Source organism: Paenibacillus faecalis (assembly GCF_900289175.1).
GTDB lineage: Bacteria > Bacillota > Bacilli > Paenibacillales > Paenibacillaceae > Paenibacillus_AQ > Paenibacillus_AQ faecalis.
In genome coordinates this window covers 732,227-757,633 of record NZ_LT985747.1, presented here as the reverse complement: position 1 = coordinate 757,633, position 25,407 = coordinate 732,227, and the positions used below count along the sequence as shown (strand labels likewise).

The window sequence follows — 25,407 nt, the reverse complement described above, 5'->3', positions numbered from 1 at the left end:
TGTGATCGAATTTCACCTGTATTTTGGCAATGCAAGCGCTTTACATTTAACAATTTGTGAATGCAATCACAATGTTTTCGTTCAATGTTATAATGATTATACTTCAAATTTTAACATGTTTACCCATCGTGGTAAGGAGGAACGGATATGGCCAGATTTTTTAACGGGAAAGAAGTTGAACTGTTAGCTCCAGCTGGAACATTTGATATTTTTAAATCCGTTATCGATATGAATTGTGATGCGGTTTATTTCGGCGGACCGTCTCTAAATATGCGTATGATGCGTAAAGGATATAACCTGAGCTATGAAGAAGTGCGAGAAGCGATCAAAATAGCGCATGACCGCGGCAAGCGTGCGTATGTGACGGTGAACAATCTGATGAGTGAAGAGGATTTGGACGAAGCGAAGCGTTATTTTGCCTTTTTGAATGAGGTTGGGCCGGATGCGATTATTTCACAGGATATGGCTGTATTTCCTCTTATTCAGAGTATGAATTACACGAATATTCCAGTGCATTCTTCTGTAATGATGAATGTGCACAATCTCGATATGATAGAAGCGTTGAAGGAAATGGGCGTAACCCGCGTGGTTGCCTCCCGCGAGATGGATTTGTCTACAGCTGAACTATTGATATCGAAGACGGGCATGGAATTTGAATATTTCGTTCATGGGGATATGTGTACAGTGCATGGGGCGAACTGCTTTATGAGTTCCATGCTGTTCGGCAACAGTGCTAACCGGGGACGTTGTATGAAGCCATGTCGCTGGGATTACCGTGTGAAGAAGGATGGTCATATCTATCCTACAGAATATCCGATGGCTGCCAAGGATATGTATATGTACGAGCATATTCCAGAGCTTATCAAGTCCGGTATCGTCTCTTTCAAGATTGAAGGGCGTATGCGGGATGTGGAGTTTCTTCGCCTGCTCGTCAATAGTTACGGTGATGCAATCGATCGCTATATCGCCGATCCGATCGGCTTTAATCGTACACAGGATGCTGACGTATTGTATGAGAATCGCAAACGCGATTTCTCGACAGCGTATGCTTTTGGCAAACCCGGTCTGAATTACATTAACCGCCGCTACGAAGGCACAGGCAAGTTTTACAGCACAGGCAAGGTGTTCAGTACACCGACGGCAGAACGGGAGCTAAAGGCGGAGCGTGTAGAGCAAATTCGTAACAGGCTGAGCAGTGTAAAACGGTCAGGAAGCGCGACTACTTCGTCTAAGATCAGCGTTCATGTGAATAACATCGATCAGGCCCGCGCTGCCCTTAAAGCCGGAGCTGATGTGATATATCTGACCGGAGATGTGTTTCAGCCGGATCGTCCATTTACACGCGAAGAGATTGAGACCCTCACATCAGAGAAGGGGCAGGCACAGATCGTACTTGGTATGCCTAGAATGATGACCGAGCTTCATATGGAGCAATATAGTCAATTTATTCATGCAGGGGCTGAGCATGGCTTTTATGGCTTGGACGGCTTACTTGTAACCAATATCGGTGCGATGCACAGATTCCGTGATCTGCCGCTGCCTAAGATTGCGGATTTTAATCTGAACGTGTTTAACCATATGTCGGCTGACCTTTATCATCAGCATTTCAATGTAGAGCGGCTTCATGCTTCGCTTGAGCTTTCTTTGAATGACTTAACGATGCTTCTTCAGAACACAAATGTGCCTGTTGAAATGGTTGTCCATGGTTCACCGATCGTCATGTATCTGGAGCTTGATCTGTACGAAAATACAGAGGTCATGGAATCGATCGGTGAAGAGGATAATCAATTCGTTGATAATCAACATCTCGTTTTGATGACGGATAAAGGAGAGAATCCGGTATATCGTGATTGGAGCGGACGCAATCATCTGGCTCTTTCGAAAGAACTATGTTACCTGCCTATGTTGAAGGAACTGCATGAAGCCGGCGTTAATCATTTCCGGATTGAAGGAAAGACATACACGCCTGATCAGCTTGGGCACATCGTTTCTGTTTATAAGCAGGCCGTTAAGGACCTGATGCAGTGTGATCAATTGTTTAAGGGGATGCAATCGGTATATGCCGGGTATACCCTTGGAGCGCTTCATTTTGGACAGGCCCCTAAATTGGAAGCAGAGCCTGCAGGGGTATAACCACTTAAAAAGTAGTATCTAATCACATATCATGGCAGCACTCAAGGAGGGCGGCAGACATCCTTGTCTGCCGTTTCTTGCGAAAAAGGCACACCATCTGTCATTTGATATCAGCTTGTCTGATTGCACCGTCTTGAGGAGCTTTAAATCGTGAAAAATATAAAAAGGGTGAGTGAACGTGAGTAATTTGAAACAAGATCCAGAACAGGGTCAGGAACAAGAATATATCGGACCTGCTGGTGTATTGAAGAAGCGTAAACAGTATTTTTTCCCTTGCACACATCATTTTTATAGCAATCCGCCGCAAATTGTACGGGGAAAGATGCAGTATTTGTATGATGAGCAGGGACGTGAATATGTCGATTTTTTTGCTGGCGTCTCTGTCGTGGCCTGCGGACATTGCAATGAGGAGATTACAGCCAGAACGATCTCGCAGCTTCAAACATTGCAGCATACCACGACGATCTATCTTACACAGCCAATGGTGGATCTGGCTGAACGATTAGCAAACAATGTGCTGCCGGGTCAACTGAAGCGCACCTTTTTCTGCAACAGTGGTTCCGAGGCAAATGAAGGCGCGATGCAGCTTGCCCGGTTGCATACGAAACGCCGTGATTTTATCGCTCTTGAATATGGGCTGCATGGGCGGACCTATTTGACAATGGGCGTGACAGGTATTCCGATGTGGCGTTCGGATGATTACCTGGATACTGGCGTTACATTTATTCCGCGCCCTTATGATCCGGAAATGGATGATGAGATGGCTGCCCGCCGCTCTCTTGAAGCACTTCGTGAAGTGCTTTCCAGGAAGGGAGACTCGATCGCTGCGATGATCGTAGAACCTATCCAGGGTAATGGCGGCATGATTACGCCACCGGATTGGTATTTTCGCGAGGTGAAGACACTGCTCGAACAGCATGGTGTTTTGCTCATTGCGGATGAAATTCAGACTGGCTTCGGCCGGACAGGAAAAATGTTTGCCATGGAGCATTACGGTGTCGTGCCGGATATCATGTCGATGGCGAAAGCGCTCGGCAACGGAGTACCGATTGGGGCATTTGCGACGACAGATGAGATTGCTGCCAGCTTTAATCGCGCGTCTGCTTCTACATTTGGGGGGAACCCTGTTTCAGCTGTTACTGCACTTGCTGTGCTGGATTATATCCAGCAGGAAAATCTGGTTGAGCGTGCAGAACGAACAGGCGAACGCCTTATGAAGGGCCTGCGGGATTTGCAAAGGAAGCATTCCGTGATTGCGGATGTGCGCGGCAAAGGACTGATGTGCGGAGCAGAGCTTTGCGGGGCAGATGCAGAAGCAAGCGCAGCTATGACAGATGCTGTACTGGAGAAAATGAAGGATCGCGGCTATATTATTGGCAAGAACGGCATTGGCCGCAATGTAATGGCTTTCCAGCCGCCAATCATCATGCCAGATCGGGATGTGGATATGATGCTTATGGCGTTGGATGAGGTGCTAGCTGCCTGTGAAGCAGGGGAGTGCTGATCTGATCATGGAAATGATTCGAAAGCTCACACATAAAACCCGAATGTTTGGTGAGCTTGTTATGTTTTCTCATACATTGTTCTCTCTGCCCTTTGCTCTTATATCGATGGTATGGGCAGCAGGAGGCATTCCAGCGGGGCGTGTACTCCTGTGGTCGCTCATTGCTTTAGTGGCCGCACGTAATGGAGCCAATGCCTTCAATCGTCTGGTGGACTGGAAGTTCGACGCAGCGAATCCGCGTACAGCGCATCGTCACCTGCCGCGCAAGCTGCTGCAAAAAAGTGAAGTGGCAATTTTTGTTGCCGTGAATTTTGCTGTTTTTATCTTTGCAGCAGGTATGCTGAATCCGCTCTGTTTGTGGTTGTCGCCAGTGGCTATTGCACTGATCTGTTCCTATTCCTATACCAAGCGCTTTACTTGGCTGTGTCACTTGTATCTGGGCTTTACGATCGCTTCCGCACCGATTGGCGCATGGTTTGCTGTAACTGGTGAATTTGCTTTTACTCCATTTGTGCTGGGCACGATCGTAATGTTGTGGATTGGCGGTTTTGATATTATTTACGCAACGCAGGATATCGATTTTGACCGTGACAGCGGTCTTTGGAGCGTACCGTCTGTGTTTGGTCTTGATGAGGGGCTTTTTATTGCGCGGGGCCTGCATACCATTATGGTGCTTTTGTTGTTTTCCTTGTACTTTATTATGGGTCTCGGATGGTTGTATTTGATCGGAATCCTGATTTCATCGGTATTGCTGGCAGTTGAGCATAATATCATTAAGCCGTCCAGCCGGAAACGAATGAAGATCGCCTCCTACAACTTGAATCAGGTAATTAGTATGGTGATTTTACTCTTCACCATGACAGATTATTTTTTAGCGATGAGTTGAGAAGTGGGAATAAAATCATATCATATCTAAATAAAAGGGAGTGCTCGGGTCGATGGACCTTTAGAGCGCTCCCTTTTTCCTCGTTCTATTCAAAAAAGGATTTCATGAATTGCGCAATCCGGCTCCTTAGAGAGGTCGATAAATCGCTCGGAAGTTTTAATGAGTGGACGGAAGTAGTCCGATTGGTTGTTCATAACGATAATCCCGGTTTCTCCTGTGTTAAGCACGACTTTTTTACCAATAAAGTTCGGGAGCATGTGCTGAATAAAGGCGTGCGAAGGCTTGCCGTTTAATTTGCCAAAGCTAAGGCTGTACAGTTCTCTTAACACAATTAACAGCTGTTGCTTGGATTGGTAGACCCTGTTGGTTGTCATCGCACTGTATACGTCGGCCACAGCCGCGATATGAGAGTATGGATGAATCTGATGCTCGTAAAGCCCCTTAGGGTATCCGCTACCGTCATCCCGTTCATGATGCTGAAGAGCAACAAGAGCGGTAACCTTATCGTCGATGGATTCTCGAATGATATCATAACCATATATTGTATGTAATTTAATCTTCTCGAACTCCTCAGCAGTGAGTTTGCCGGGTTTGTCCAATATTTCCTTTGGGATTTTACTTTTGCCAATGTCATGCAAATAACCGGCTCTTCCAACTTTATAGGCTTCTTTAGATGAATAACCCATCCATATGGCAAGGTAATAGGAGAGCATGCCTACTTGCATGGAATGCTTGTAGGTATAATCATCTTTTTCGTTAAGCAGCAGAAGCAAGGAAACAACGTCTTTCTGTTCCATAAGTGAACCAACAACGGGCTGAAATGAATCATCAACAACACTTTCATTAAACTTTCCGGTTTTAAGCGCTTCCAGATACATTGTGGTAAATCCGTCGATGGCTTGGTCGAATTTCGGCTTGATCTGATTCAGTGCCTCAGGTGTTTCGGACGATGGATCAATAGACAAGAGGATCTCGCGGGGTTCAATATCAATATAGTCTATACCATGCTGCACTAGCCTCGATATTTCCTCGAGCTGAACAATCGTTCCTTTTTTTAGGACATGGACACCATTTCTGTTGAAAACTTCTCGCAGCATTTGATCACCGGGTATCAGGTCCGTAACGTGTATTCTCAAATCGTTGCACCTCTTACCTGTGTAATAAAATGATAGACTTCATGATAAACCTATCTTAGCAAGAAAAATTTGGATTTACAATGACTTATTGACTAATGGCTAGCCTGATATCGGGTCCCAAGTCCCGCTTTGAGGTCCTATCCACTGGGACCCATCTTCCCAAACTTCCTTCTTCCAGATAGGAACCGTTCGCTTTAATTCATCGATGGCGAAGCGGCTTGCATCATAACATGTATCACGATGGGGAGAGGAAACAGCGATAACGACGCTGATTTCACCAGCCTTTACCCTCCCGATCCGGTGTGAGATTGCACATGCTGTATCTGGCCATCTCGTTTGCATGTTAGAGCGGATCTTCTGCATTTCCTGCAGCGCCATCGGGATATAGGCTTCATATTCCAATAGGACAGTTCGAAGGCCGTTCGTTATTTCTCTCGTCGTTCCGATAAAATTCAATGAGGCGCCGTGGTTAGGATGGAGAACCTTTTCGATTGTAGACTGAGGGGATAAGATGTCAGATGTAATAACACACATGCCATCGGGTGTAGCGCCGAAATGTGTATGGTTTGGTTCTGGATGGTGGGACGGATCTTCCCCACCGGAAACGGGTGGAATTAAGGCTACCTCATCACTTTCAGTAATAACGCTATCTTCTGTTGCGTATTGTTGGTTTACAGCAGCAAATGATACTTTGATCAATGAACTTGCTTGTGGATATGCGGTCTGGATCGCAGCTTTAAGTTCACTGGCGGTGATCGGGAAATTTTTAACGGGAATCGAAATGCGGGATGCACCGATCTGATCTGCCAGTCCTGCAAAAAGTAAGACTTGAACATGATTGCTCATTTTCGCTTCACCTCAAATTGTTATGGGCTTCAATATACCATAATTTTAACGAAAATGTTATGCTTGTAAGACCTGAAAAATCGATTATGTCATAGGGAGGGGCCGCTTATGAGTCAGACGAAAGCTGATAAGCTGACGATATTGCACACGAACGATATACACAGTCATTTTGGGATGATGAGTGCAAATGCGGCAGTTATTTCCCGGGAAAGAATAGCTGCAGAAGAAGAGGCTGTATTGGTTCTTGATATCGGCGATCATATGGACCGGGCAGCTGTCGAAACGGAAGGCACGATGGGACAGGCGAACGTGGATGTAATCAACCTGACCGGTTATGACGCTATAACGATCGGTAATAATGAAGGGTTGACCGTCCCGCCGGAAGCTTTAAAGACAGCTTATGCAGGCTTGCTGTGTCCTGTCGTATGCTGCAACATATACGAGATAGCGACAGACAAACCTCCGGAGTGGATGAAAGAACATGTGATTGTGGAAAAGAGCGGCATTAAAATTGGATTAATAGGAGCAACCGCAGCGTTCGATCGTTTTTATGAGCTGTTGGGCTGGAATGCCATGGACCCTGTAACTTGTATCAGTAAGCAGGTACAGCTTCTTAGAGAGCAGGTAGACGTAGTAGTCGTAATGTCCCACCTCGGTATTCAGGCGGATCAAATCATAGCAGACAGCGTGAGCGGGATCGATGTTATTTTGGGTGGTCATACTCACCATGTGTTAGAAGAGCCTTTAATGATTAAAGGAACGGCTGTATGCGGAGCCGGAAAATTCGGTCATTATGTTGGAAAAGTTGAGCTGAAGCGAGAGGCATCGAATGAGAATTTTACTGTTACGGGAGGCTGCTGCATTCCGGTGAAATGTTCGGAGCTTGATCCGGAAGTAGAGAACGCGGTGCTGCTGCATCGCAAACAAGCCGAAGAGCGCTTGCAGGAAGCTGTTGCGGTAACGGATCGAAGACTGGAAATAAACTACGAGAAGGAGTCCTCGTTCGCCAATTTGCTCGCACAGGCGGTTCGTCATCATACGAGTGCAGAAATTGCTATCGTCAATGCGGGCCAGCTGCTCGGTCATCTGCCTGCCGGAAAGATTAGTACAGGTATGATCCATGCGCTTTGTCCATCGCCAATAAATCCTTGTGTCATGAAGCTTCGAGGCTCGGAAATTATGCAAGCACTGGAGGAAAGTCTCCTTCCTGAATTTTACAATAAAAAGATTACAGGCTTCGGATTCAGAGGAAACGTGCTAGGCGTTCTGGCTGTAGATGGACTGGAAATTATATACGACAGAGAAGGGCCTTATTACCATAAAATTACACAGGTGAGCGTTCAAGGTAAGCCCATGATGAAAGATCGGGAGTATACGGTAGGAACGCTTGACATGTTTACCTTTAAAATCGGGTATGAAACATTGGCCAATGGTCAAGATATTCTTTTCATGCTTCCGGAGTTTATTCGTGATTTGCTCAGACAGGAATTGTCGCGCCCCGGAGCTTTAGAGGAAAGTTTTTTTCCAAGATGGTTATCCTGAGCATCCGACTATCTTTCTTCAGCCGAGCATACATATGAGTAGGACAAAGCTGAAGATGAGAGGGGATGGCCATGGATTTTATCACATCCATTATATTGGGGATTGTAGAAGGATTAACGGAATTTATTCCGGTATCATCGACAGGTCATATGATTTTGACGGCCAAGGTGATGGGGTATGATGACCAAACACCGATCATGAAAACGTTTGAGATTGTCATTCAGCTCGGCGCAATTCTTGCGATCGCGTTGGTTTATTGGCGGCGCATAATGAATCTTCTGGGCATTAGTCACAGCGAACCGTTATTCAGACAAGGCAAGCCCAAGAAACGTTTGAATCTGGTTCATGTATTTCTGGGGATCGCTCCGGCGCTTCTGGTTGCTTTTTTTGCAAAAGATTTTATCAAAAGTTTATTTAGCGCCCAAACTGTGCTGTACGCTCTTGTAGCAGGTGGTATATTTATGATGTTTGCAGAGTGGTACAATAAAACTAAATCCCGGATTACTGCTCATGAACTGGATGATCTGACATACAAGCAAGCACTGCTCATTGGCTTGTACCAGATTGTATCGGTGCTTTGGCCCGGATTTTCACGTTCAGGATCGACGATTTCCGGTGGGATGCTAAGCGGAGTGAGCTATAAGGCTGCTGCTGATTTCTCGTTTTTGATCGCTATTCCGATTATGTGTGCCGCAGCCGGGTATGAGCTGCTGGAATCGTACCGTTACTTTACAGGCGATGTGCTCGGTCTGTTTATTACCGGGTTTATCGTATCCTTCGTGGTCGCATATTTTGTAGTTTTGGCGTTTATGAAGCTGATTCAAAAAATACGGCTAACTCACTTTGCAATCTACCGTTTTGTACTAGCTGCTGTTTTTTGGCTATTTATTATGCGGTAAATTGATTTTTTAAACCTATAACATTTTTGTTGTAGAAACAAACCATTCATATATTGATATGCAGAGGAAGTGGCAGCTTGCGTCTTATACCCGTAAACTTATTGAAGCCCGGAATGACACTCGGTAAAAAAATCTACAATAACGACGGATTGATCCTGTTAGCAGAAGGTGTGAAGCTGACAGATACGATCATCCGACGCTTGAGCGTTCTGAATCTTAGCTATGTATATATCGAGGATAAGAAAACTGAAGATATCGTTATTCCAGAGTTGATAAGCGAAGAGACCAAGCTTGAGGCTATCGGTTCGATTCGAGCGGGTTTCAAGAACCTGGAGGAGCGGTCTACCATCAAGGGCAGTTTTCTTCATTTGGGCAAGACCTTTTCCGGGCTTATGGAGACGATTATGGGCGAAATATTTGCGGTAGATGAATCGATGGTGCTGCTTACCGATATGAGTACGAGTGATTATAATCTATATCAGCATTCCTTGAATGTATGTCTGTACTCTATCGTGCTGGGGATCTCTCATGGCTACAGCCGGGATGAGATCAAAGTACTTGGCTTTGGAGCGCTGTTGCATGATATCGGCAAAACCCGGCTTCCTGCAGCTCTGATTCAAAAGCCGGGGCGCTTGACAGATGAGGAATTCCGGGAAATACAAAAACATGCTGAAATAGGCTTCAATATGTTAAAGGACGAGCCGAATATTCCACTTGTTTCTGCGCATTGTGCGCTTCAGCATCACGAGCGGTTGAATGGCTCAGGTTATCCACGAGGTCTGAAAGGACCGGATATTCATGAGTTTGCCAAATGGATTGCCATTACTGATTCTTATGATGCTATGACAACCCATCGGGTTTATCGCCCTGCCATGCTGCCACATCAAGCGGTAGAGGTGATGTACGCCGGTTCGGGAACCTTGTATGAACAAAGCTTTCTTGCGCTGTTCCGCGATCGGGTTGCCATTTATCCTCCCGGCATGACGGTTCAGCTCTCGACGGGGGAAACGGGAGTGGTTTCCAGGATTCACCCGGATGTACCCCATCGACCGGTCGTTCGTGTATTATCCAGCGCTGCAGGAGAGGAGCTCACGCAGCCTTATGAAATAGATATGTCGGAATCACTGGCTGTGATGATATCCAGTATAGGGACAACGAAGCAGGAATGAATGGAACGCAGGGAGGAAGTACCATGGATCAACATGGCGGGGATCATCTGTTATACCGGTGGGGCCGGTTCGTGTTTCGCTTCCGTCGCGCTATTGTTGCTGCATGGTTTGTTTTATTTTGCATGTTAATACCGTTTGCGTTGCAGCTGCCCTCACAGCTACATCAAAACGGGTTCTCTCCAAAAGACAGCCCTTATTTGATCGGAATCGAGAAACTTGAAGAAGGACTAGGTTTGTCGGCTACAATGATTGATGTTGTTATCGAAGGTGAAGAAGACCAGAACCTGACCACTGGCAAACAGCAAAAGCGAATTCTGGATGAGCTAGCTCCGTTGCTGGACAAGCCTTATGTTCGTGATATGTTTATCAACATCGCTTCGAGGAAACCTGGACAAGACCACATTATTTCTGTAACCGTCATGCTGAATGAAGATACAGCAACGGCGCTTGCGAACTTTGATGAAATTCGGGCAGACATCCCGGCGATTACAGGCGCAAATACATATTTGACCGGCAACACGGCCATATTTGCCGACATGAATGAAGCGGTGAAAAGTGATATTTTTAAGGCGGAAATGATCGGATTGCCACTGGCATTCATCATTTTGCTGCTTGTGTTCGGCACGCTTACAGCTGCATTGCTGCCGTTGATTGCAGGTTTGATCAGCGTAACGGTAACGATGGGCTTGCTTTATTTCGTTGCGGTTGTTGATGGAAACATCAGCAACTTTCTTCCGAATGCAGTGACAATGCTGGGCCTTGCGGTAGGCATCGATTATGCGCTCTTTGTTGTTAGCCGTTTCCGCGAAGAAATATCAAAGCGGAGTACGGAGCAGGCGGTATCGATTTCCTGTGCTTCGGCGGGAAAAGCGGTAATGTTCTCAGGTGCAGCGGTTTTAATCGGATTTTTCGCCATGTCATTTATCGACCTGCCGATCTTTCGATCGTTCAGTATCGGTGGAATCGCGGTGGTGCTCATTTCGGTGTTGGCCGCCAACACGTTGTTGCCAGCTCTTTTATCTTTGCTGGGTCCTAATATCAATGCTTTGCCTATTTTCGGGAGCCGTTTTCGCGATTTTTGTCATGGACGCGGATCGGGGATGTGGCATAGGATTTCTGCTTTTGTGATGGCACGGCCGATCCTTATTTCTATTTCGGTTATCATGTTATTGATGTTCGCTATGTTTCCGGTTAAAACCATGAAGGTCGACATTCCGGAAGCAGAGATTCTTCCACCGTCTTATGAATCACGTTATGGATATGAACTGATGAAGAAGGCCTATGATGAAAGGGAGCTGAGTCCGATATTGGCTGCCGTTGAATTGCCCGATTCCTATGAATCGCCGCAAAGCATTCAGGCCATGAGAAGCTATATGGGACAGGTGAGACAGCTTCAAGGCGTTCAGCGGGTGGAAAGCTACACCAGCCTTACCCGCGGCAATGTAGTGCAGGCATCCATGGACCTGTCGCGTCCAGAGATGAAGCAGATGTTGGAGAAGCATCATGTTGTCCGTGATAATATGGCTGCGGTTGCGATTGTACCGAAATATGACGATTCCAATCAAAAGACGGAAGAGCTTATTCTTCAGCTGCGAAGTATGGATACACCGGAAGTTCAGACCTATGTCACAGGGGCTGCGGCCTTTAAGCTCGATATTATGCAAAAAATTAGACAGGCCACACCAATTGTTCTTATGTTTGTGTTTATTACGACGTATGTTGTATTGTTATTCGCTTTTCGCTCTGTCATCTTGCCGCTCAAAGCCGTAACAATGAATGTTTTCAGCCTGGGAGCAGGTCTTGGTATTGTCGTATGGGTGTTTCAGGAAGGGATCGGTGCTCAATGGTTCGGCATCACCCATACCGGTTCTGTATTTGCGTTTTTGCCTATATTGATTTTTTGCGTCGTATTTGGTATTTCCATGGATTATGAGGTTATTTTATTATCGCGTATTATGGAAAGCTACAAATCTACCGGTGATAATGAACGGAGTACGGCGGACGGACTGGAAAAAACGGGAGGATTAATTACAAGTGCGGCGCTTATTCTTGCTGTTGTTGTCGGAGCGTTTATATTTACAGACAATGAAGTAATGAAAGCGATTGGTCTTGGTCTCACCGCTGCTGTTCTACTGGATGCGACCATCATACGAATACTGCTTGTTCCGGCTTTTATGAAGCTGCTTGGTCAAGTGAATTGGTGGAGTCCCGCATGGATGTTTCAGCATCGCAGTCATTCCAAACAAGCTGCCTCCATTTCTCCGGAAACGGATTAGATAACGAGAAAAATAAAGTTAGTTACAATAGGTGTGCTATAATATTGAAATGGATATAATCCGTTATTTATTAGTTTGAATCGATCGTTTGTTATAGAAGCATTCGGTTAATAAATGATATAAAGGTGGATAACAATGAGTAATACAGCTAGACCCTATCAGCCTGTTTTGAAAACCATTTCCCCAAGTTATGATCCATGGGACCCGATTACATCTTTGCGAGAACACGGACGACATGTGCTGACAAGTGTGGAAATGACGGTTACCCATCTGTGTAATATGCGCTGTGAGCATTGCGCCGTCGGCGATATGCTTGTCATGAAAGAGTCGCCGATGCTGCCGCTGGATGTGATGCTGAAGCGGCTGGATGAAGTGGAGCATTTAGAGACGATCAGCATGACAGGCGGGGAGCCGGCCTTTTTGGGGAAAACCGTGGATAACGTTATCGTGCCCTTGTTGAAGTATGCCAAAGAGCGCGGTATACGTACCCAGATCAATTCCAATTTAACATTGGATATTGGCAGATACGAGAAAATGCTGCCTTATCTTGATGTTATGCATATTTCGTTCAATTATTTGAACGGAGATGATTTTCATGAGGTTGGTTTTGCTAACAGCGGGCATCCTGTATCCAAAGAGGCCGCGTATCGGCTGTATGACACTATGCTTCTGAATGCAGAGAAGCTTAGCGAAGCAGGTATGTTTATTTCCGCTGAATCGATGATTAACTATCGTACACACGAGAAACTAGGTGGGATTCATAACCTGATTAAACAGATGGGCTGCAAACGACATGAAGTTCATCCGATGTATGCATCCAACTTCGCAGCTTCATTGCCAGTGTTGCCTTTGTCTGATATAAAGTCAGCTATACATCATTTGCTGGATGCGCGGGACCCGGATATATGGATGCTGTTTGGCACACTTCCTTTCTTCGCCTGCAGTCATGAGGAGAGTGACCGGGACTTGATCCGTCGTCTCCGTTCTGAACGAAACGTGACCGTACGCAATGACCCTGATGGACGAAACCGAGTCAATGTTAACTTGTTTTCAGGCGATGTTTACGTGACGGATTTTGCAGACATCCCTCCATTTGGAAACATTAAAAACCAGACGCTTGATGAGATTTTTGAAGCATGGTTAACAGGTCATCCGCTCAATCAGACGGTAAATTGCCATTGCGACACGGTGAGCTGCTGTGGTCCTAACTTACTTGTTGCGGATATGTATTACAAAGGTATTGATTTTAAAACCAGAAAAGCTATTACAGACTAGAATCCGAAAGAAGGCGTATCGCAATGGAGGAGTTTGAGGTCGGGAAACTGATTTTAAACCTGCTCTTGGTTTTTTTACTTGTTTTGTTGAACGGTGTATTTGTTGCCGCGGAATTTTCTCTCGTCAAAATGCGCCAGTCCAGGCTGACCCAGCTTGTTAGTGAAGGAAACCGTTTGGCGGGTGTAGCTCTCAAAGTGAACCAAAAGCTTGATGCTTATTTATCAGCTACGCAGCTGGGCATTACTTTAACCTCTTTGGGGCTTGGTTGGATCGGGGAACCGGCTATTTCCGAACTGTTAATTGAGCCGCTGATGTACAGTGTAGGAGTAACAGACCAAGTTATGATCTCAACGATTTCTGTCGCCGTCGGCTTCTGTATCATTACGTTTCTGCATATAGTGTTAGGGGAGCTTGCACCAAAGTCACTTGCTATTCAGCGAACAGAAGGAACGGCCCTTGTGTTATCTGCCCCCCTGTTATGGTTTTATCGTCTTTTTCTTCCGGTCATCTGGGTTTTGAATGCATCTGCTAACGGTATTTTGCGTTTGTTTGGCATCGAACCGGTAAGTGAAGCGGAAGCAGCTCACTCTGAAGAAGAAATACGCATTCTGATGAATGAGAGTGCCAAAAGCGGGGTCATCGATGAGAATGAGATGAAATTAATGGACAACCTGTTCGATTTTTCGGATCTTCGGGCAAGAGAGGTCATGCTCCCGCGTACCGATATGCATGTGCTGTATACCAATCTATCCCTGGATGAAAACCTGAGAATCATGAAAGAGACGAAGCATTCACGCTATCCTGTAGCCAGAGAGAACAAGGACCGGATCATCGGCTTTATCCATATTACCGACCTGCTTATGGCCCCGGCGGAACAGCGGAAGGATTTGGCTTCTATTGCTAGACCGATTATGGACGTGCCGGAGTTTATGGAGATCAGCCATGTACTTCGCTTGATGCAGACAAGGCATGAGCAGATGGCTTTGGTCGTGGATGAGTACGGGGGAACAGCCGGCATTTTAACAGCGGAAAAGATACTTGAGGAGATTGTTGGAGATTTATATGATGAGTTTGAGGACGAGCGTCCGGAAGTGGAAATCGAAGGTGAGATGATTTCCGTGGATGGCCGGATGTTAATTGAGGAGGTCAACGATCTGATCGGGGCGGATATTGATGAACAGACGGTCGATTCGATTGGCGGCTGGTTGTTCAAAGAGCTTGAGGGAGATCCTCAAAAAGGCAAAAAAATAATGTCAGACGGCTTTGTCTTTGAAGTCGAAGAAGCCACCCCCTTGCGCATCACCCGTGTTAATATCTACAGGAAACGCGCTGCCAACCAAGACGTAAATCCGGAATAAAGGTAAGGAACTTGATCAGTTAGTAAGGAAGTGAGCCATGTCTGGGAAGCAGTTAGTTTTAATTGGTTTGGGGCTCTTGTTAATCTACGGTATGTTCACAGTGGGAGCCCCTTTTTTACTGGCGTTAGTTATTGCCATATCGCTGGAGCCGATCAATCGTTTCTTAATGAAAAGAGCACGTTTAAGCCGGACCGTGTCTTCCGTAATTACGTGTACGCTGTTTTTGCTAGTTTTGCTGCTATTGGCGTATTTAATGGGGCTTCAGGTTTTTGCCCAACTGGTGGAGTACTGGAGTAAAGCCCCCCAATATTTTGAAGGGGCAAATCAATTTTTACAGCAAACGATCTTGCAGGCACAAGACATGCTTAACAGCATTCAACCAGGACTGGCTGACAGCTTAACAGTGTTCATGTCCAACATATCATCCTATATGCAGTCTTTAGTGAACACGCTCTCCTCCACGTTTCTGTCATTTGCCAAAACATTGCCTAATATGTTCGTTACATCCATTGTGTTCTTTGTCGCGGTCTATTTGTTCAGCTTCAGTCTGGATACGATGCGTGAGAGTGCCTTGTCTTTCTTTGACGAGTCGTCACAGTCTCAGGTCAATGAAGTTCTCGGCAGCCTGAAGAGCTCCATCTTCGGTTTTTTACGGGCACAATTAATTCTTAGCTTGTTCACCTATGTGATCACGCTGTTTGGTTTTCTGCTGCTCGGGGTAAGCTACCCGATGGCCATTGCGCTATTGGTCACGATTGTTGATATATTGCCGATTCTGGGTGTAGGCTCGGTACTTATTCCCTGGGCAATCTATCTTCTGTTTGTAGGCGATCTTTTTACAGGATTGGGACTTGTCATCATGTTTATTCTGATCACTGTCATCCGGCGTGTCCTGGAGCCTAAAGTGATCGGCGATGCCGTTGGAATCGGAGCGCTTCCTGCTTTGATCAGCATGTATATCGGATTTAAGCTCGTTGGCATCATTGGCTTTTTTGTCGGACCGTTAGTTGTTATTTTGTATTCAGCTATGCGAAAGGCAGGGCTGTTTCAGATTAAAATCAAGTTTGAATAGGATGGCGAATACCCCTTTTTTCCGTTATTTGAGCGGAGAAAAGGGTTTTTTATATTTTTCGGGTTCATTTTCTGGGCGAATGACATATGTTAGTTACGAAGAGCGATATTTTGTGCTTCTTGGGGAAATTTGAAGCGAAGGAGGAAAATGTTTTGAAACCGAATCCAGAGGAACGTGTATACGTCCCGTTTCGCGGCCCATTTGATCCTTGCCCTCCACTGCCGTATAGAACTTATGTTGTTCCAGTAAATCAATACATCGTATTTCAGCCCGTTGACCTGCCCCAGTTCAGCCCGGCAGAGGCACTGAGACATGGAACGTTGTGGCCTGCTCTCTATAGTCCCTACTATTCAAGGAAACAGAAAGGAGAGTAGATCATGGAGGAAGTCAGACCTAAACCTGGAGATCATCGGTATTATGAGCTTCTGGAACAGTTGCAGGCTATTGATTTTGTACTGGTGGAGCTTAATTTGTATCTCAATACGCATCCGGATGATCTGAAGAGCATCGAGCAGTACAATAAAATGGCCCAGGAACGAATGATATTGGCAAAGCAGTTTCAGGAGCTTTATGGTCCCTTGATGAATTTTGGTCACGCTTATAGCAGGTATCCGTTTCAATGGTCCGAAAGCCCATGGCCGTGGCAGGTGTAACGGTGTCAGCAGCTAAGGTTGCCTTCGGATAACGGGAAGAATTCATGACCGGGGCTCCCCTGGCTGTAAGCAAGGCTAAAATTAAGGAGGCGGTTCATCCCATGTGGGTATATGAGAAAAAGCTGCAGTATCCCGTGAGGGTCAGTAAATGTGATCCGATGATGGCTAAATTCCTGATCGAACAGTATGGAGGAGCCGATGGAGAGCTAGCGGCGGCTTTGCGATATTTGAATCAGCGGTATACGATTCCAGATAAAGTGATCGGTGTGTTAAACGATATCGGGACGGAGGAATTTGCCCACCTGGAAATGATTGCCACAATGGTATACAAGCTGACGAAGGATGCTACGGTGGAGCAGATGAAGGCTGCCGGTCTCGGTGCCCATTATGCGAATCATGACAAGGCTTTATACTACGAGAATGCGGGGGGTGTGCCTTGGACAGCGAGCTATATTCAAGCCAAGGGCGACCCCATCGCGGATCTGTACGAGGACATTGCGGCGGAAGAGAAAGCGAGAGCTACATATCAGTGGCTGATTGATATGACAGATGATGTGGACCTCCAGGACAGCCTGAAGTTTTTGCGGGAAAGAGAAATCATTCATGCGATCCGTTTTCGGGAGGCCGTTGAAATTATTAAGGAAGATCGGGCGGCAAAAAAGATTTTTTAAAACCATATCAGGTCACCCACCAAGGTGGCCTGATTCATTTTTTCGTTTTCAAGTTTCAAGCAACAGCGACGTCCACACGAAAATAATATACAGAAGAACGGGAAAAGCGATCCCACCGGCAACGAGAAGCCAGAGGTACGGGGGGCGCCAGACTTCTTTAATATCCATGATTTGATTGGTCTTATGTTTTTTCTCCAATCGATTTAAAAAATGATTGAGAATGACAGCTTGTTCTTCTTCGCTGTAATTGTCAAGTTCTGTTTCAATACGGCTGTGCAGCTCGCGAAGCTCAAGGGTAAGATCATTGTTCTCCATTTTTGATATGGTCCTTTCTCCTCACGGATGTGAATCAGTAGACATTTTTCGCTCTATATTTATAAACAATTTAAATCGTAAATAGTTTGTATATTATTTGTCATCATTTGTTGTATTTGTGAGAATGTCGTTTGCAGGGGGGACAAGCTTCCTTTATGATGGGGGGAGTGTACTAATTATCATCGAGGAATGAATGGAAGGGAATGACAGGAAGATGGAGAGAAACGTAAGGCTGACCAAACCGGAAGCGATCATATTTGATATGGATGGAACGTTGTTTCAGACAGAGACCCTGCTTTTGCCAGCCTATCATAAAATGTTCGACATATTGCGGGAGGAAGGTCTTCATACGGGAGAGACACCGAAAGAAGAAGTGATGCTGGGCTGCCTAGGGATGCTGCTTGAGGATATTTGGAAAATTGTACTGCCAGAAGGTACGCCTGAAGCTCATCGCCGTGCCGACGAGCTGCTGCTCCAACTGGAGTTGGAGGGGTTGAAAAATGCGGATGCTGTACTATACCCCGGAGTGGAAGAGACGCTGCAGGAGCTTAAGCGCCGAGGGGTTCGATTGTTCATAGCAAGCAACGGCCTGGAGCATTATGTAAAGGGTATCGCAGAGGCTCGCAATATTATGCCGTTGTTTGAGGAACTATACAGTGCGGGTCAACACGCTACAGCTTCGAAGGTAGATTTGGTTGCCTTGCTTCTTGAAAATCATGGAATCAAGCGCGCATGGATGGTGGGAGACCGTTCATCTGATGTAGAAGCAGGTAAGAAAAACGGACAGACTGTTATCGGCTGCCAGTATGCAGGGTTTGGAGATGACCAGGAGCTGAACGGTTCGGATGCCATTATTACATCTTTCCCTCAGCTGTTGAATCTGTATGAAAACGCTGTTGAATAATTGCCTTTTTGAATAACAGGGCTGTTTCAAAATCTTTGGATCTTTTGAAACAGCCCTATGTTTTTTTATGATATCTATTTTGTTTGTATGATACAGTGATGACGTTTCAGGCGTTTTTGGAATGTTTACGGTGGTTGTAAACCCAAAGTGCATATTCCAGAGGTCTTATTAAGGAGATACGGTAAGCATTTTTATCGCCAACCTGAGAGAATACTTCGCGTGATGGTTTCGGATTCACTTCTAAAAGCAGGGTTCGGCCGGATTTGTCGATAGCCAGATCCAGTGCAAGTTCGCAAAGCGCCCCGTATTGTTCTTCAAGGTAGCGGGATACATCGATGCCGAGTTTTGCGGAATCCCTTCGTACTCTTTCACGTTTTTCCGCATCAGGAATCCATTCTTCCAGCAGTTCGTCCATCCCGGTTGCTCTTCCGCCTCCGTGGAGATTCGAAGTTACGCTGTTAATGGCTCCGACCCGGCCCACACAACCGGTGACTTCCCATTCCCCGAATCCGTTTTTCTGCACAAGCATTCGGTAATCATGCACCCTTCCGTTCGGCAGTTCAAGTGGAATTCCTTCCTGTACCAAATAACGGCCCTTGACGTCCCATCCGGCCAAATAAGAAGCAAGCATGGCTGCAGGAATCCGTTTCGGGGTGATGATACTCCGATCCGTATTTCGTCCGCGAATTTCATAGGAAGAGCTATTGCTTTTAGATATTCGTAAAATACCGCGTCCCCCTGTTCCGTTGATCGGCTTCAGGTAGACCGCATCGTATTTATCTAGCATCCGATTAACATCTCCGATACTGTTTACCAGCATCGTGTCCGGCAAATGAGGCTTGAATCGTCTAACCTCGAAAAGTGTCTGATGAACAGTCCATTTATTACGCAGCGGCTTGTTCAGAAACAACAGATGATTATAACGTGATCGAAAGCGTAATAATTGCTGGAATCGTTCACTTTTTTGAATACGGGAGCGGTCAAAGATCATATGAGGAAAAGAGCGCCACCGCCTGGTCCATCTGCCTGTGTCCGGATTGAATTGCAGAGCGTGGATAAGTCTCTTGGATGAATTCACATCGGCAGGTGTAAATACAAATACATCCAGCCCCAATTCACGTCCTTCGCTAATCATACGTTCATAGACAGGGACCTCTTCAAGCCTTTTCCGGTTGTTCAAATACAGTGTCAGGATACCTAAGACGGGTTGAGACACAGAGCTTCACCTTCTTGAGTAAGAGTCTAAGTCCAAATTATTAAAAGCGCCATCAGGTATTTTATATTCTCCCCTCATGACCAGGGCAGGCTTACCTGAAGGCCCTTTTTTTAAAGCTATAGCTTGCATACCGGCATGAAAACACATCTTAAGAGCTGAATATGGTCAATGGCTACATTGCAGTGCATATGCTTTAATTTTGACAGCTGGAAGAGGATCAGCGAGGTGCCGATACGCCGTTTCCTGTAAAGCGGATGAACGGCAATCAGGCAAGCATCTTCTCCGAATCCTGCCGTAAAGCATATGCCAACAGGTATCTTGCCAAGCTCGCCGCGAACGGTTGCTGCTATGAGTGAAGTACCTGGAAGCTGGAGCTGATCATAATGCATATTTTGCAGGATGCTGCATCCTTCAGAGGAGAGACGTCTGCTGCCGAATCGGCACAAAAAATCATAACACTGCTGACGAATGTCCGGCCATTCTACCGAACTGTCGGGCAAGATAGAGCTGATCTCCACATGATCCCCTCCTTCTAAAATTAATTTACTTGTTTCTCTATGAGATAATCGCAGTAATCGAAAATTCGCTCAAGCGAGCGTTTGCGGATAGAGGGCTCATCAAATTTCATCGGTCTGGAGTTTGCCTCGAAGAACCATAGCCCTCCGGACGTATCCAGCCCAAGGTCCATTGACATTTCACCCAATTTGTATCGGCATCCCCACTCAATCTGCTTGGCAATATGCACGGCCGCATTCCGAACTTTGTTCAAGATGACTTCGGTTTCTTCCGATCCGAAAAGGCTCGGGAGAAGCTTTTCCGGGTCTTCGATCGTGCCGCCGCGAGGAACGTGAGTAGTAATACTTCGGGTACCTGCCATACGGGCGCCAATGCCGGTGACCCCCCACACGCCGAGATCCGACTTCTGAACCAGAAGCCGAAGATCAAAGGCACGACCATGTACGGCTGTCAATTCGATTCCTTGTTGAATAATGTAAGGAGCACCTTTGGTTTCTTTACAGATACGTCCCCATACCCGTTCCAGTGATGCTGATTTGTAGGTGATACTGTTTTTATTATTTTGAATCTGCAGTCGATATGGCATCGGTTTGCTTTTTTGATATTTCAGCCTCATAATCCCTTGTCCGGCCTTTCCCTCTTCCGGCTTGAGGTACAGGTATGAACAGCGCCTTATCATATCATAGAGTGATGGCAGACCTTTCAGCTTTTTGGTGATCGGCGCCCATTTACGTGTCAGTTGTGATTTGCATAGCCAGGTAATTAACTTTCGTTTGTTAAAGAAAAACGGATTGTAAATCTCTATGTGAGGATGAAGAATGCATTGTTTTATTTTTCGCCGCACTCGCGGTTTTATTTCATCTTCACGGTAAGGAATGCGGTTATAGATAACCTGGGGCAGAGGAAACATTCTCTGCTCCCAGGTATGGGGATCGCCGTTTGATATAAAACCTCTGATCGTATCAGCTTTCAGTTTTAGATCGCGTACAGTAACTACGTAGACGAGATATCCCTTATCTTTTCCGGTCTTGATGATTTCGTGAAAATTTTGCCGATTTCCCCGAAACTGACGCTCGGAATCATGCATGGTAAGAATCGCGACAACAGGTTTGGTATCCTCCTCAACTCGATGGATCACGAATCATTCCCCCTGTAGAACCCGCCGAGATATAAGCAGTGCTCAAAAATATGTTCAATTGACGCTTTTCCTTCGACTCGAAGGGAAGGGTGATTGAAGATGGAGCGGCCCGGCTTTGAGTTGGCCTCAAACATCCAGATTCTCTCATCTTCATCAATTCCAATATCGAATCCGATTTCCGCCAAGACATGGGGGTGATGGTTTTCAATGGCTTCTGAAAGTATGATAGCCACTTGCTTTGCTCTTTCCAAAACCTCCCGCCCCCTTACACCGAACGCACGGTTAAGAGCCTGTTCTGGAGTCATCAATGAGCCCCCGTTTTTGACATGGGTCGTTACGCTTCCCCGTCCGGCCTTTTTGGCTCCGATTCCGACAGGTACCCAACGGTTTTTTCCGTCTTTGTGCATGTGAAAGCGGAAATCAATAGGACATCCATCAATTTCGATCAGTCGAATACCCTGCTGGATAACGTAGTTTTTCAGGCTGGCGCCGTGTTTGGATTGCAGCAGTCGCATAAGGCTATTGAATTTGGGGAACTTCAACAGCGTGTTTCCCCTGGCGCCGCTATAACGAGCAAAGTAACCTTTTTTAGGTTGGTAGGTAAGTCGGTATATGCCGTTGCCGAGGCTTCCTGCAGAAGGTTTATAGTATACGAACCGATGGCGCTCAAGCATATCTTTTATACGTTCGGGACTTGGGTTCGAATACGTTTCTGGAACAAATCTTCCCGCCATCACATCATTTTCCAGCTGGCTGTTAATTTCAGATTTATTAAAGAAAGCCCAGTTGAAAAAGGATATATTTCGTTTTAAAAACCGATCTCTCAGCTGATTGGTAAAAGGCGAGAAATCTGTACGTCTGCTCGGCAGTCTGTTGTAGACAACATCTGGAAGGGGCACGGTTTTGCGGATAAATTGGCCGCTGGCTCCTAACATATAGGCATGAACGGTTTCCCGCTGCCAATTGATATCCCGGGGAGTAAAGGCATAAACGAACATTTTTTTATTGCCTTCACGAAGGAGCTGTTTAATGTAAGCGGTTCGTGCACCGAAAGGAGTGGATGGATTGGCGGGTCCATCGGACAATACTCCGACTACCGGGCCGATCTGAACCTCTACATCCTTGGTCATATGAACGTAAACAGGCCCGCTTCTAGGAACATGAAGACTGTTTCGGATGCCCGAGCTTAAAAACAAATGTTTCCCGGAACGTTCTGTACTTTTTACAGTAGCTGATACGGTATTTCTGCCCAGTCGGAGCTTGATTTGTTTTCTGCTTGCAAGTCCCAGGCTTTTCATGAGCGAGCTGGACATAAAGACCACTTTTTCGGGCTGTTGCGAGAAATGAACATTAATAAAAGTCAAACTCATGTATTAACCCTCCTAAGTTGTCGAAGCAATAAATAACGTGCATAACGGAGGGGGTTCTCCACTGACAGCTTTGCTGCCGGAATGTCCCCTGTTTGTCTGAATGCGAGCCGCCCCGGTTTTGAATTGACCTCAAGCAGCCATACCTTTCCGGAATATTCTATTCCGAAATCGATGCCGAGTTCGCCCAGACGGCCAAATCCGCCTTCAAGTATCGGGGGAATGAGGTCGCTCAGCTGTTTGATGCAGGTGATAATGTGTTCTGCTGTGAGAGCACCGAATTCAGATTCCAGAAAGACAGAGACAGGTAACGCTGTTCCTCCGCCATGAAGATTGGAGGTTATTCCTTCGGCTGAACCCTGACGAATGGCCATCCCTGTTGTCGTCCAGAGACCCTGTGCATTTTTTTGAACCAATACTCTGACATCATAGGGCCTGCCATCGCGACTGGTTAATGTTAAATATGGCTGAATGATAAAGCGGCGTCCTTCGGTGAACTTTTTTATCCTGGAGGCCAATTCAGAGGTCGGCAAAGTTGTTTTGAAAATGGAATTGTCTCGATTCCTTCCTTGCAAGTAGGCAATTTTATGATCGGTACAATCAACAAAGAGGGTGTGTTTGCCGTGTGAGCCTCCGCTGGGTTTCAAAAACAGCTTTCCGTCAAACATGGATATAGCCATTTTTAGTGAATCATTTCCGGTATAGGTTAACGTATGTGGTAGATATGGCGCGAGGCGCTGCTCACGCTTTAGAAGATCATATACTCGCTTTTTCCCAGGCAATCCTCGCGATAACCACCACCAACGTTTGTCAGGCAGATTGCCTAAAAACGTCGCCACGGCAGAAGTTTCACCAATGTTTTTAAAGAGGCAGCGATCATATATAATATCCGGGACAGGAAAGCTACTCTTTTCCCAGCTTCCGTTTCTGTAGGTATAGCCAGGAATCTGGTCATTTCGCTCGGGTGTATTCTGTTTATCTTCCGGAGAAAAAACAAATACGGTAATGTCAAGGCAGGACGAGGCCAGGCATAATTCACGTAGGAACTCTTTCTCCGCGAAAGGAGGCGTGCCTGTTCTCCGGCACACCATGACACCGAGTGTACCAAGGTTGTTATCAGAGGGCATAGCCTGCTCCTTTTCAATAGCCAGTCAAATAATGGCTGTATTGTACAAGGCGTATTGCTGATGGACGAACTTTCTGAACATTGAGAGGGGCATTATCGCCCTTGGACGGTTTGGAGTTAACTTCCAGCAGCCAGATTCGCCCCGTAGTATCCACAGCCAAATCGATACCAAGTTCTCCAAAATGATAAGGAATGGCCTCTTCGATCCCTTTGGCGATGTCGAGTGCGGCTCGTTCCATGCGTGCACCAGCCGATAGTTTTGCGGCAGGCGGAATACCGCTCGTGGCAAGCGCATCTTTAACCGTGGATAGTGATCCTCCACGGGCGAGATTGGATACATAATGGTTTCCTCCCGCAATTCTGGCTACAATGGATGTTAGGCTCCACCTTCCTTTTTTGTTTTTGTGGACTAGTGCGCGAAAGTCCACATTACGTTTATGGAGTCGGACCAGGTTCAGTCCTTGCTGAATTTGATAGCGATTTTTTTTGATTTTGCCGGAAAGGCTGCTGAACAGTTTCGGCAGTGACGGATAGCTGTTTTTTTTAATTCCTTCAAGTGAAGTGGTCAGTGTCTGATAGCTGCCGTTTTCCTGACGTGTGATACGGATAATGCCTTTGCCCAGACTTCCTCGAATCGGTTTAAGAAAGACTGTTGAATGGGCAGTGCACATTTTTTTAAGAATAGGGTAGCTTTTTAATGAATAGGATTCGGGTAAGTATTTCTTTAGTTTTTCATTAGAGCCCAGTGCATCAAATACTTCCGTTTTATCCAGAAACTTTTCATTAAAAATGTGTGTGCCCAAACGGGATTTTACTTCTTTCATAAAATGCTGTACGCTAGGACTATTCTCCAATTTACGAGTGGAAAGCCGGTTGTTAATGACATCAGGTATAGGTACGGGCCCCTTCTTCCAGTCTTCGTCATACTGCACCGCTTCAAGGGTTAACAGGTCTGGAGCAATCATTTCAGGGGTGAAAAAGTATACGTACGCGCCTAATTTTTGGCAGGCATTGACCATCTCCATGCAAAATGATGAGATCGATCCGAAAGGTTTGCTTGGTTCATCCGGATCATAACGACTTATCATCACTCCGATTACGGGACCGAGCCGTAATAGTTTATCGATGGCGTTGTATTTGACGTTAAGCGTGGATCGAGGAAGAAGTCCAGAGCTGCTGGACAGGGAAGGACTTATACGGAGTACAGTCGATTTTTTGCCTGGTATAATGCGTACCTCCTGCCTGAAGGAGCCGATTGCAAGCTGTATAGGTTGATCTGTTGGAATCCGGAGCAGTTTTATCAGCCGCTCGCCAAGCTTGATCTCATTATCCTGATGATGGTTTGAGCGAAATAGCTGAACCGATATCTTGGTTTTGGACATCTTGGATCTCCTTCCGACAACGA

At 46.0% G+C, this 25,407-nt stretch carries 23 protein-coding genes; 14 read left to right on the top strand and 9 right to left on the bottom strand.

All coding sequences use genetic code 11. The features are described 5' to 3' along the window. Positions 1–147: 147 nt before the first annotated feature. The 3 genes from C8268_RS03670 (at position 148) to C8268_RS03660 (ending at position 4,523) form a co-directional block, all read left to right on the top strand. Positions 148–2,133: a peptidase U32 family protein gene (locus tag C8268_RS03670; protein WP_106766425.1), complete on the top strand. Its 1,986-nt coding sequence runs from the start codon at positions 148–150 to the stop codon at positions 2,131–2,133. Positions 2,134–2,311: 178 nt separating this feature from the next. Further along, on the top strand, positions 2,312–3,637 hold the full coding sequence (locus C8268_RS03665) for an aspartate aminotransferase family protein (RefSeq protein ID WP_420094230.1): 1,326 nt from the start codon (positions 2,312–2,314) through the stop codon (positions 3,635–3,637). 7 nt (positions 3,638–3,644) lie between these two features. Further along, positions 3,645–4,523, top strand: coding sequence for a UbiA-like polyprenyltransferase (locus C8268_RS03660; RefSeq protein WP_106769826.1), 879 nt, complete (start codon positions 3,645–3,647; stop codon positions 4,521–4,523). Between the two features lie 89 nt (positions 4,524–4,612). On the opposite strand, the gene C8268_RS03655 is transcribed toward C8268_RS03660, so the two are convergent. Continuing rightward, complete coding sequence (locus tag C8268_RS03655; protein ID WP_106766424.1) at positions 4,613–5,659, bottom strand: HD-GYP domain-containing protein; 1,047 nt, start codon at positions 5,657–5,659, stop codon at positions 4,613–4,615. A 99-nt stretch (positions 5,660–5,758) separates the two neighbouring features. After that, positions 5,759–6,505 (bottom strand): molybdenum cofactor biosynthesis protein MoaE, encoded by a 747-nt coding sequence (locus C8268_RS03650; protein ID WP_106766423.1) that lies wholly within the window; start codon positions 6,503–6,505, stop codon positions 5,759–5,761. Positions 6,506–6,613: 108 nt separating this feature from the next. Between C8268_RS03650 and C8268_RS03645 the strand changes: the two genes are divergently transcribed. The 10 genes from C8268_RS03645 to C8268_RS03600 all read left to right on the top strand — a co-directional run bounded on the left by C8268_RS03645 (position 6,614) and on the right by C8268_RS03600 (position 17,420). Then, entirely contained in the window at positions 6,614–8,047 is a 1,434-nt protein-coding gene (locus C8268_RS03645) for a bifunctional metallophosphatase/5'-nucleotidase (RefSeq protein WP_106766422.1), read from the top strand. A 71-nt stretch (positions 8,048–8,118) separates the two neighbouring features. After that, positions 8,119–8,946 carry an undecaprenyl-diphosphate phosphatase gene (locus C8268_RS03640; RefSeq protein WP_106766421.1) on the top strand — a complete coding sequence of 276 codons (828 nt, stop codon included), beginning with the start codon at positions 8,119–8,121 and terminating at the stop codon, positions 8,944–8,946. 77 nt (positions 8,947–9,023) lie between these two features. Then, on the top strand, positions 9,024–10,115 hold the full coding sequence (locus C8268_RS03635; RefSeq protein ID WP_106766420.1) for an HD-GYP domain-containing protein: 1,092 nt from the start codon (positions 9,024–9,026) through the stop codon (positions 10,113–10,115). A 23-nt stretch (positions 10,116–10,138) separates the two neighbouring features. Further along, positions 10,139–12,391: an MMPL family transporter gene (locus tag C8268_RS03630; protein WP_106766419.1), complete on the top strand. Its 2,253-nt coding sequence runs from the start codon at positions 10,139–10,141 to the stop codon at positions 12,389–12,391. Between the two features lie 135 nt (positions 12,392–12,526). Then, a complete protein-coding gene (gene yfkAB, locus C8268_RS03625; protein ID WP_106766418.1) occupies positions 12,527–13,666 on the top strand; it encodes a radical SAM/CxCxxxxC motif protein YfkAB in 1,140 nt (379 codons plus the stop codon). Positions 13,667–13,689: 23 nt separating this feature from the next. Further along, positions 13,690–15,024, top strand: coding sequence for a hemolysin family protein (locus C8268_RS03620; RefSeq protein ID WP_106766417.1), 1,335 nt, complete (start codon positions 13,690–13,692; stop codon positions 15,022–15,024). A gap of 37 nt (positions 15,025–15,061) precedes the next feature. Continuing rightward, a complete protein-coding gene (gene ytvI, locus C8268_RS03615; RefSeq protein ID WP_106766416.1) occupies positions 15,062–16,096 on the top strand; it encodes a sporulation integral membrane protein YtvI in 1,035 nt (344 codons plus the stop codon). A gap of 152 nt (positions 16,097–16,248) precedes the next feature. After that, complete coding sequence (locus C8268_RS03610; protein ID WP_106769825.1) at positions 16,249–16,470, top strand: spore coat associated protein CotJA; 222 nt, start codon at positions 16,249–16,251, stop codon at positions 16,468–16,470. Positions 16,471–16,473: 3 nt separating this feature from the next. Beyond that, positions 16,474–16,749 carry a spore coat protein CotJB gene (locus C8268_RS03605; RefSeq protein WP_106766415.1) on the top strand — a complete coding sequence of 92 codons (276 nt, stop codon included), beginning with the start codon at positions 16,474–16,476 and terminating at the stop codon, positions 16,747–16,749. A 101-nt stretch (positions 16,750–16,850) separates the two neighbouring features. After that, complete coding sequence (locus C8268_RS03600) at positions 16,851–17,420, top strand: manganese catalase family protein (protein ID WP_106766414.1); 570 nt, start codon at positions 16,851–16,853, stop codon at positions 17,418–17,420. A 48-nt stretch (positions 17,421–17,468) separates the two neighbouring features. Here the strand turns inward: C8268_RS03600 and C8268_RS03595 are convergent, their stop codons facing one another. Next, positions 17,469–17,735, bottom strand: coding sequence for a hypothetical protein (locus C8268_RS03595; RefSeq protein WP_106766413.1), 267 nt, complete (start codon positions 17,733–17,735; stop codon positions 17,469–17,471). Positions 17,736–17,949: 214 nt separating this feature from the next. Here C8268_RS03595 and C8268_RS03590 point away from each other — a divergent pair, with 214 nt between their 5' ends. Then, complete coding sequence (locus C8268_RS03590; protein ID WP_106769824.1) at positions 17,950–18,639, top strand: HAD family hydrolase; 690 nt, start codon at positions 17,950–17,952, stop codon at positions 18,637–18,639. Between the two features lie 106 nt (positions 18,640–18,745). On the opposite strand, the gene C8268_RS03585 is transcribed toward C8268_RS03590, so the two are convergent. From C8268_RS03585 to C8268_RS03560, 6 genes are all read right to left on the bottom strand, one after another. Further along, positions 18,746–19,855, bottom strand: coding sequence for a YheC/YheD family endospore coat-associated protein (locus C8268_RS03585; RefSeq protein WP_106766412.1), 1,110 nt, complete (start codon positions 19,853–19,855; stop codon positions 18,746–18,748). Between the two features lie 116 nt (positions 19,856–19,971). Then, a complete protein-coding gene (locus C8268_RS03580; protein ID WP_234032660.1) occupies positions 19,972–20,373 on the bottom strand; it encodes an N-acetyltransferase in 402 nt (133 codons plus the stop codon). 20 nt (positions 20,374–20,393) lie between these two features. Then, entirely contained in the window at positions 20,394–21,509 is a 1,116-nt protein-coding gene (locus tag C8268_RS03575) for a YheC/YheD family endospore coat-associated protein (protein WP_234032659.1), read from the bottom strand. Beyond that, positions 21,506–22,879 carry a YheC/YheD family endospore coat-associated protein gene (locus tag C8268_RS03570; RefSeq protein ID WP_106766411.1) on the bottom strand — a complete coding sequence of 458 codons (1,374 nt, stop codon included), beginning with the start codon at positions 22,877–22,879 and terminating at the stop codon, positions 21,506–21,508. Before C8268_RS03570 ends, C8268_RS03575 begins: the two co-directional genes overlap by 4 nt. After that, a complete protein-coding gene (locus C8268_RS03565; RefSeq protein WP_106766410.1) occupies positions 22,876–24,003 on the bottom strand; it encodes a YheC/YheD family endospore coat-associated protein in 1,128 nt (375 codons plus the stop codon). The genes C8268_RS03570 and C8268_RS03565 overlap by 4 nt, the downstream gene beginning before the upstream one ends. Positions 24,004–24,016: 13 nt before the next feature. Further along, positions 24,017–25,384 carry a YheC/YheD family endospore coat-associated protein gene (locus tag C8268_RS03560; RefSeq protein ID WP_106766409.1) on the bottom strand — a complete coding sequence of 456 codons (1,368 nt, stop codon included), beginning with the start codon at positions 25,382–25,384 and terminating at the stop codon, positions 24,017–24,019. Between the last annotated feature and the right edge of the window lie 23 nt (positions 25,385–25,407).

Bases quoted from the DNA above. Each gene is read 5' to 3' on its own strand.
- C8268_RS03660 (WP_106769826.1), top strand. From the start codon at position 3,645: ATGGAAATGATTCGAAAGCTCACACATAAAACCCGAATGTTTGGTGAG.
- C8268_RS03600 (WP_106766414.1), top strand. From the start codon at position 16,851: ATGTGGGTATATGAGAAAAAGCTGCAGTATCCCGTGAGGGTCAGTAAA.
- ytvI (WP_106766416.1), top strand. From the start codon at position 15,062: ATGTCTGGGAAGCAGTTAGTTTTAATTGGTTTGGGGCTCTTGTTAATC.
- C8268_RS03630 (WP_106766419.1), top strand. From the start codon at position 10,139: ATGGATCAACATGGCGGGGATCATCTGTTATACCGGTGGGGCCGGTTC.
- C8268_RS03650 (WP_106766423.1), bottom strand. From the start codon at position 6,505: ATGAGCAATCATGTTCAAGTCTTACTTTTTGCAGGACTGGCAGATCAG.
- C8268_RS03595 (WP_106766413.1), bottom strand. From the start codon at position 17,735: ATGGAGAACAATGATCTTACCCTTGAGCTTCGCGAGCTGCACAGCCGT.
- yfkAB (WP_106766418.1), top strand. From the start codon at position 12,527: ATGAGTAATACAGCTAGACCCTATCAGCCTGTTTTGAAAACCATTTCC.
- C8268_RS03670 (WP_106766425.1), top strand. From the start codon at position 148: ATGGCCAGATTTTTTAACGGGAAAGAAGTTGAACTGTTAGCTCCAGCT.
- C8268_RS03605 (WP_106766415.1), top strand. From the start codon at position 16,474: ATGGAGGAAGTCAGACCTAAACCTGGAGATCATCGGTATTATGAGCTT.
- C8268_RS03620 (WP_106766417.1), top strand. From the start codon at position 13,690: ATGGAGGAGTTTGAGGTCGGGAAACTGATTTTAAACCTGCTCTTGGTT.
- C8268_RS03565 (WP_106766410.1), bottom strand. From the start codon at position 24,003: ATGCCCTCTGATAACAACCTTGGTACACTCGGTGTCATGGTGTGCCGG.
- C8268_RS03640 (WP_106766421.1), top strand. From the start codon at position 8,119: ATGGATTTTATCACATCCATTATATTGGGGATTGTAGAAGGATTAACG.
- C8268_RS03570 (WP_106766411.1), bottom strand. From the start codon at position 22,879: ATGAGTTTGACTTTTATTAATGTTCATTTCTCGCAACAGCCCGAAAAA.
- C8268_RS03560 (WP_106766409.1), bottom strand. From the start codon at position 25,384: ATGTCCAAAACCAAGATATCGGTTCAGCTATTTCGCTCAAACCATCAT.
- C8268_RS03590 (WP_106769824.1), top strand. From the start codon at position 17,950: ATGGAGAGAAACGTAAGGCTGACCAAACCGGAAGCGATCATATTTGAT.
- C8268_RS03645 (WP_106766422.1), top strand. From the start codon at position 6,614: ATGAGTCAGACGAAAGCTGATAAGCTGACGATATTGCACACGAACGAT.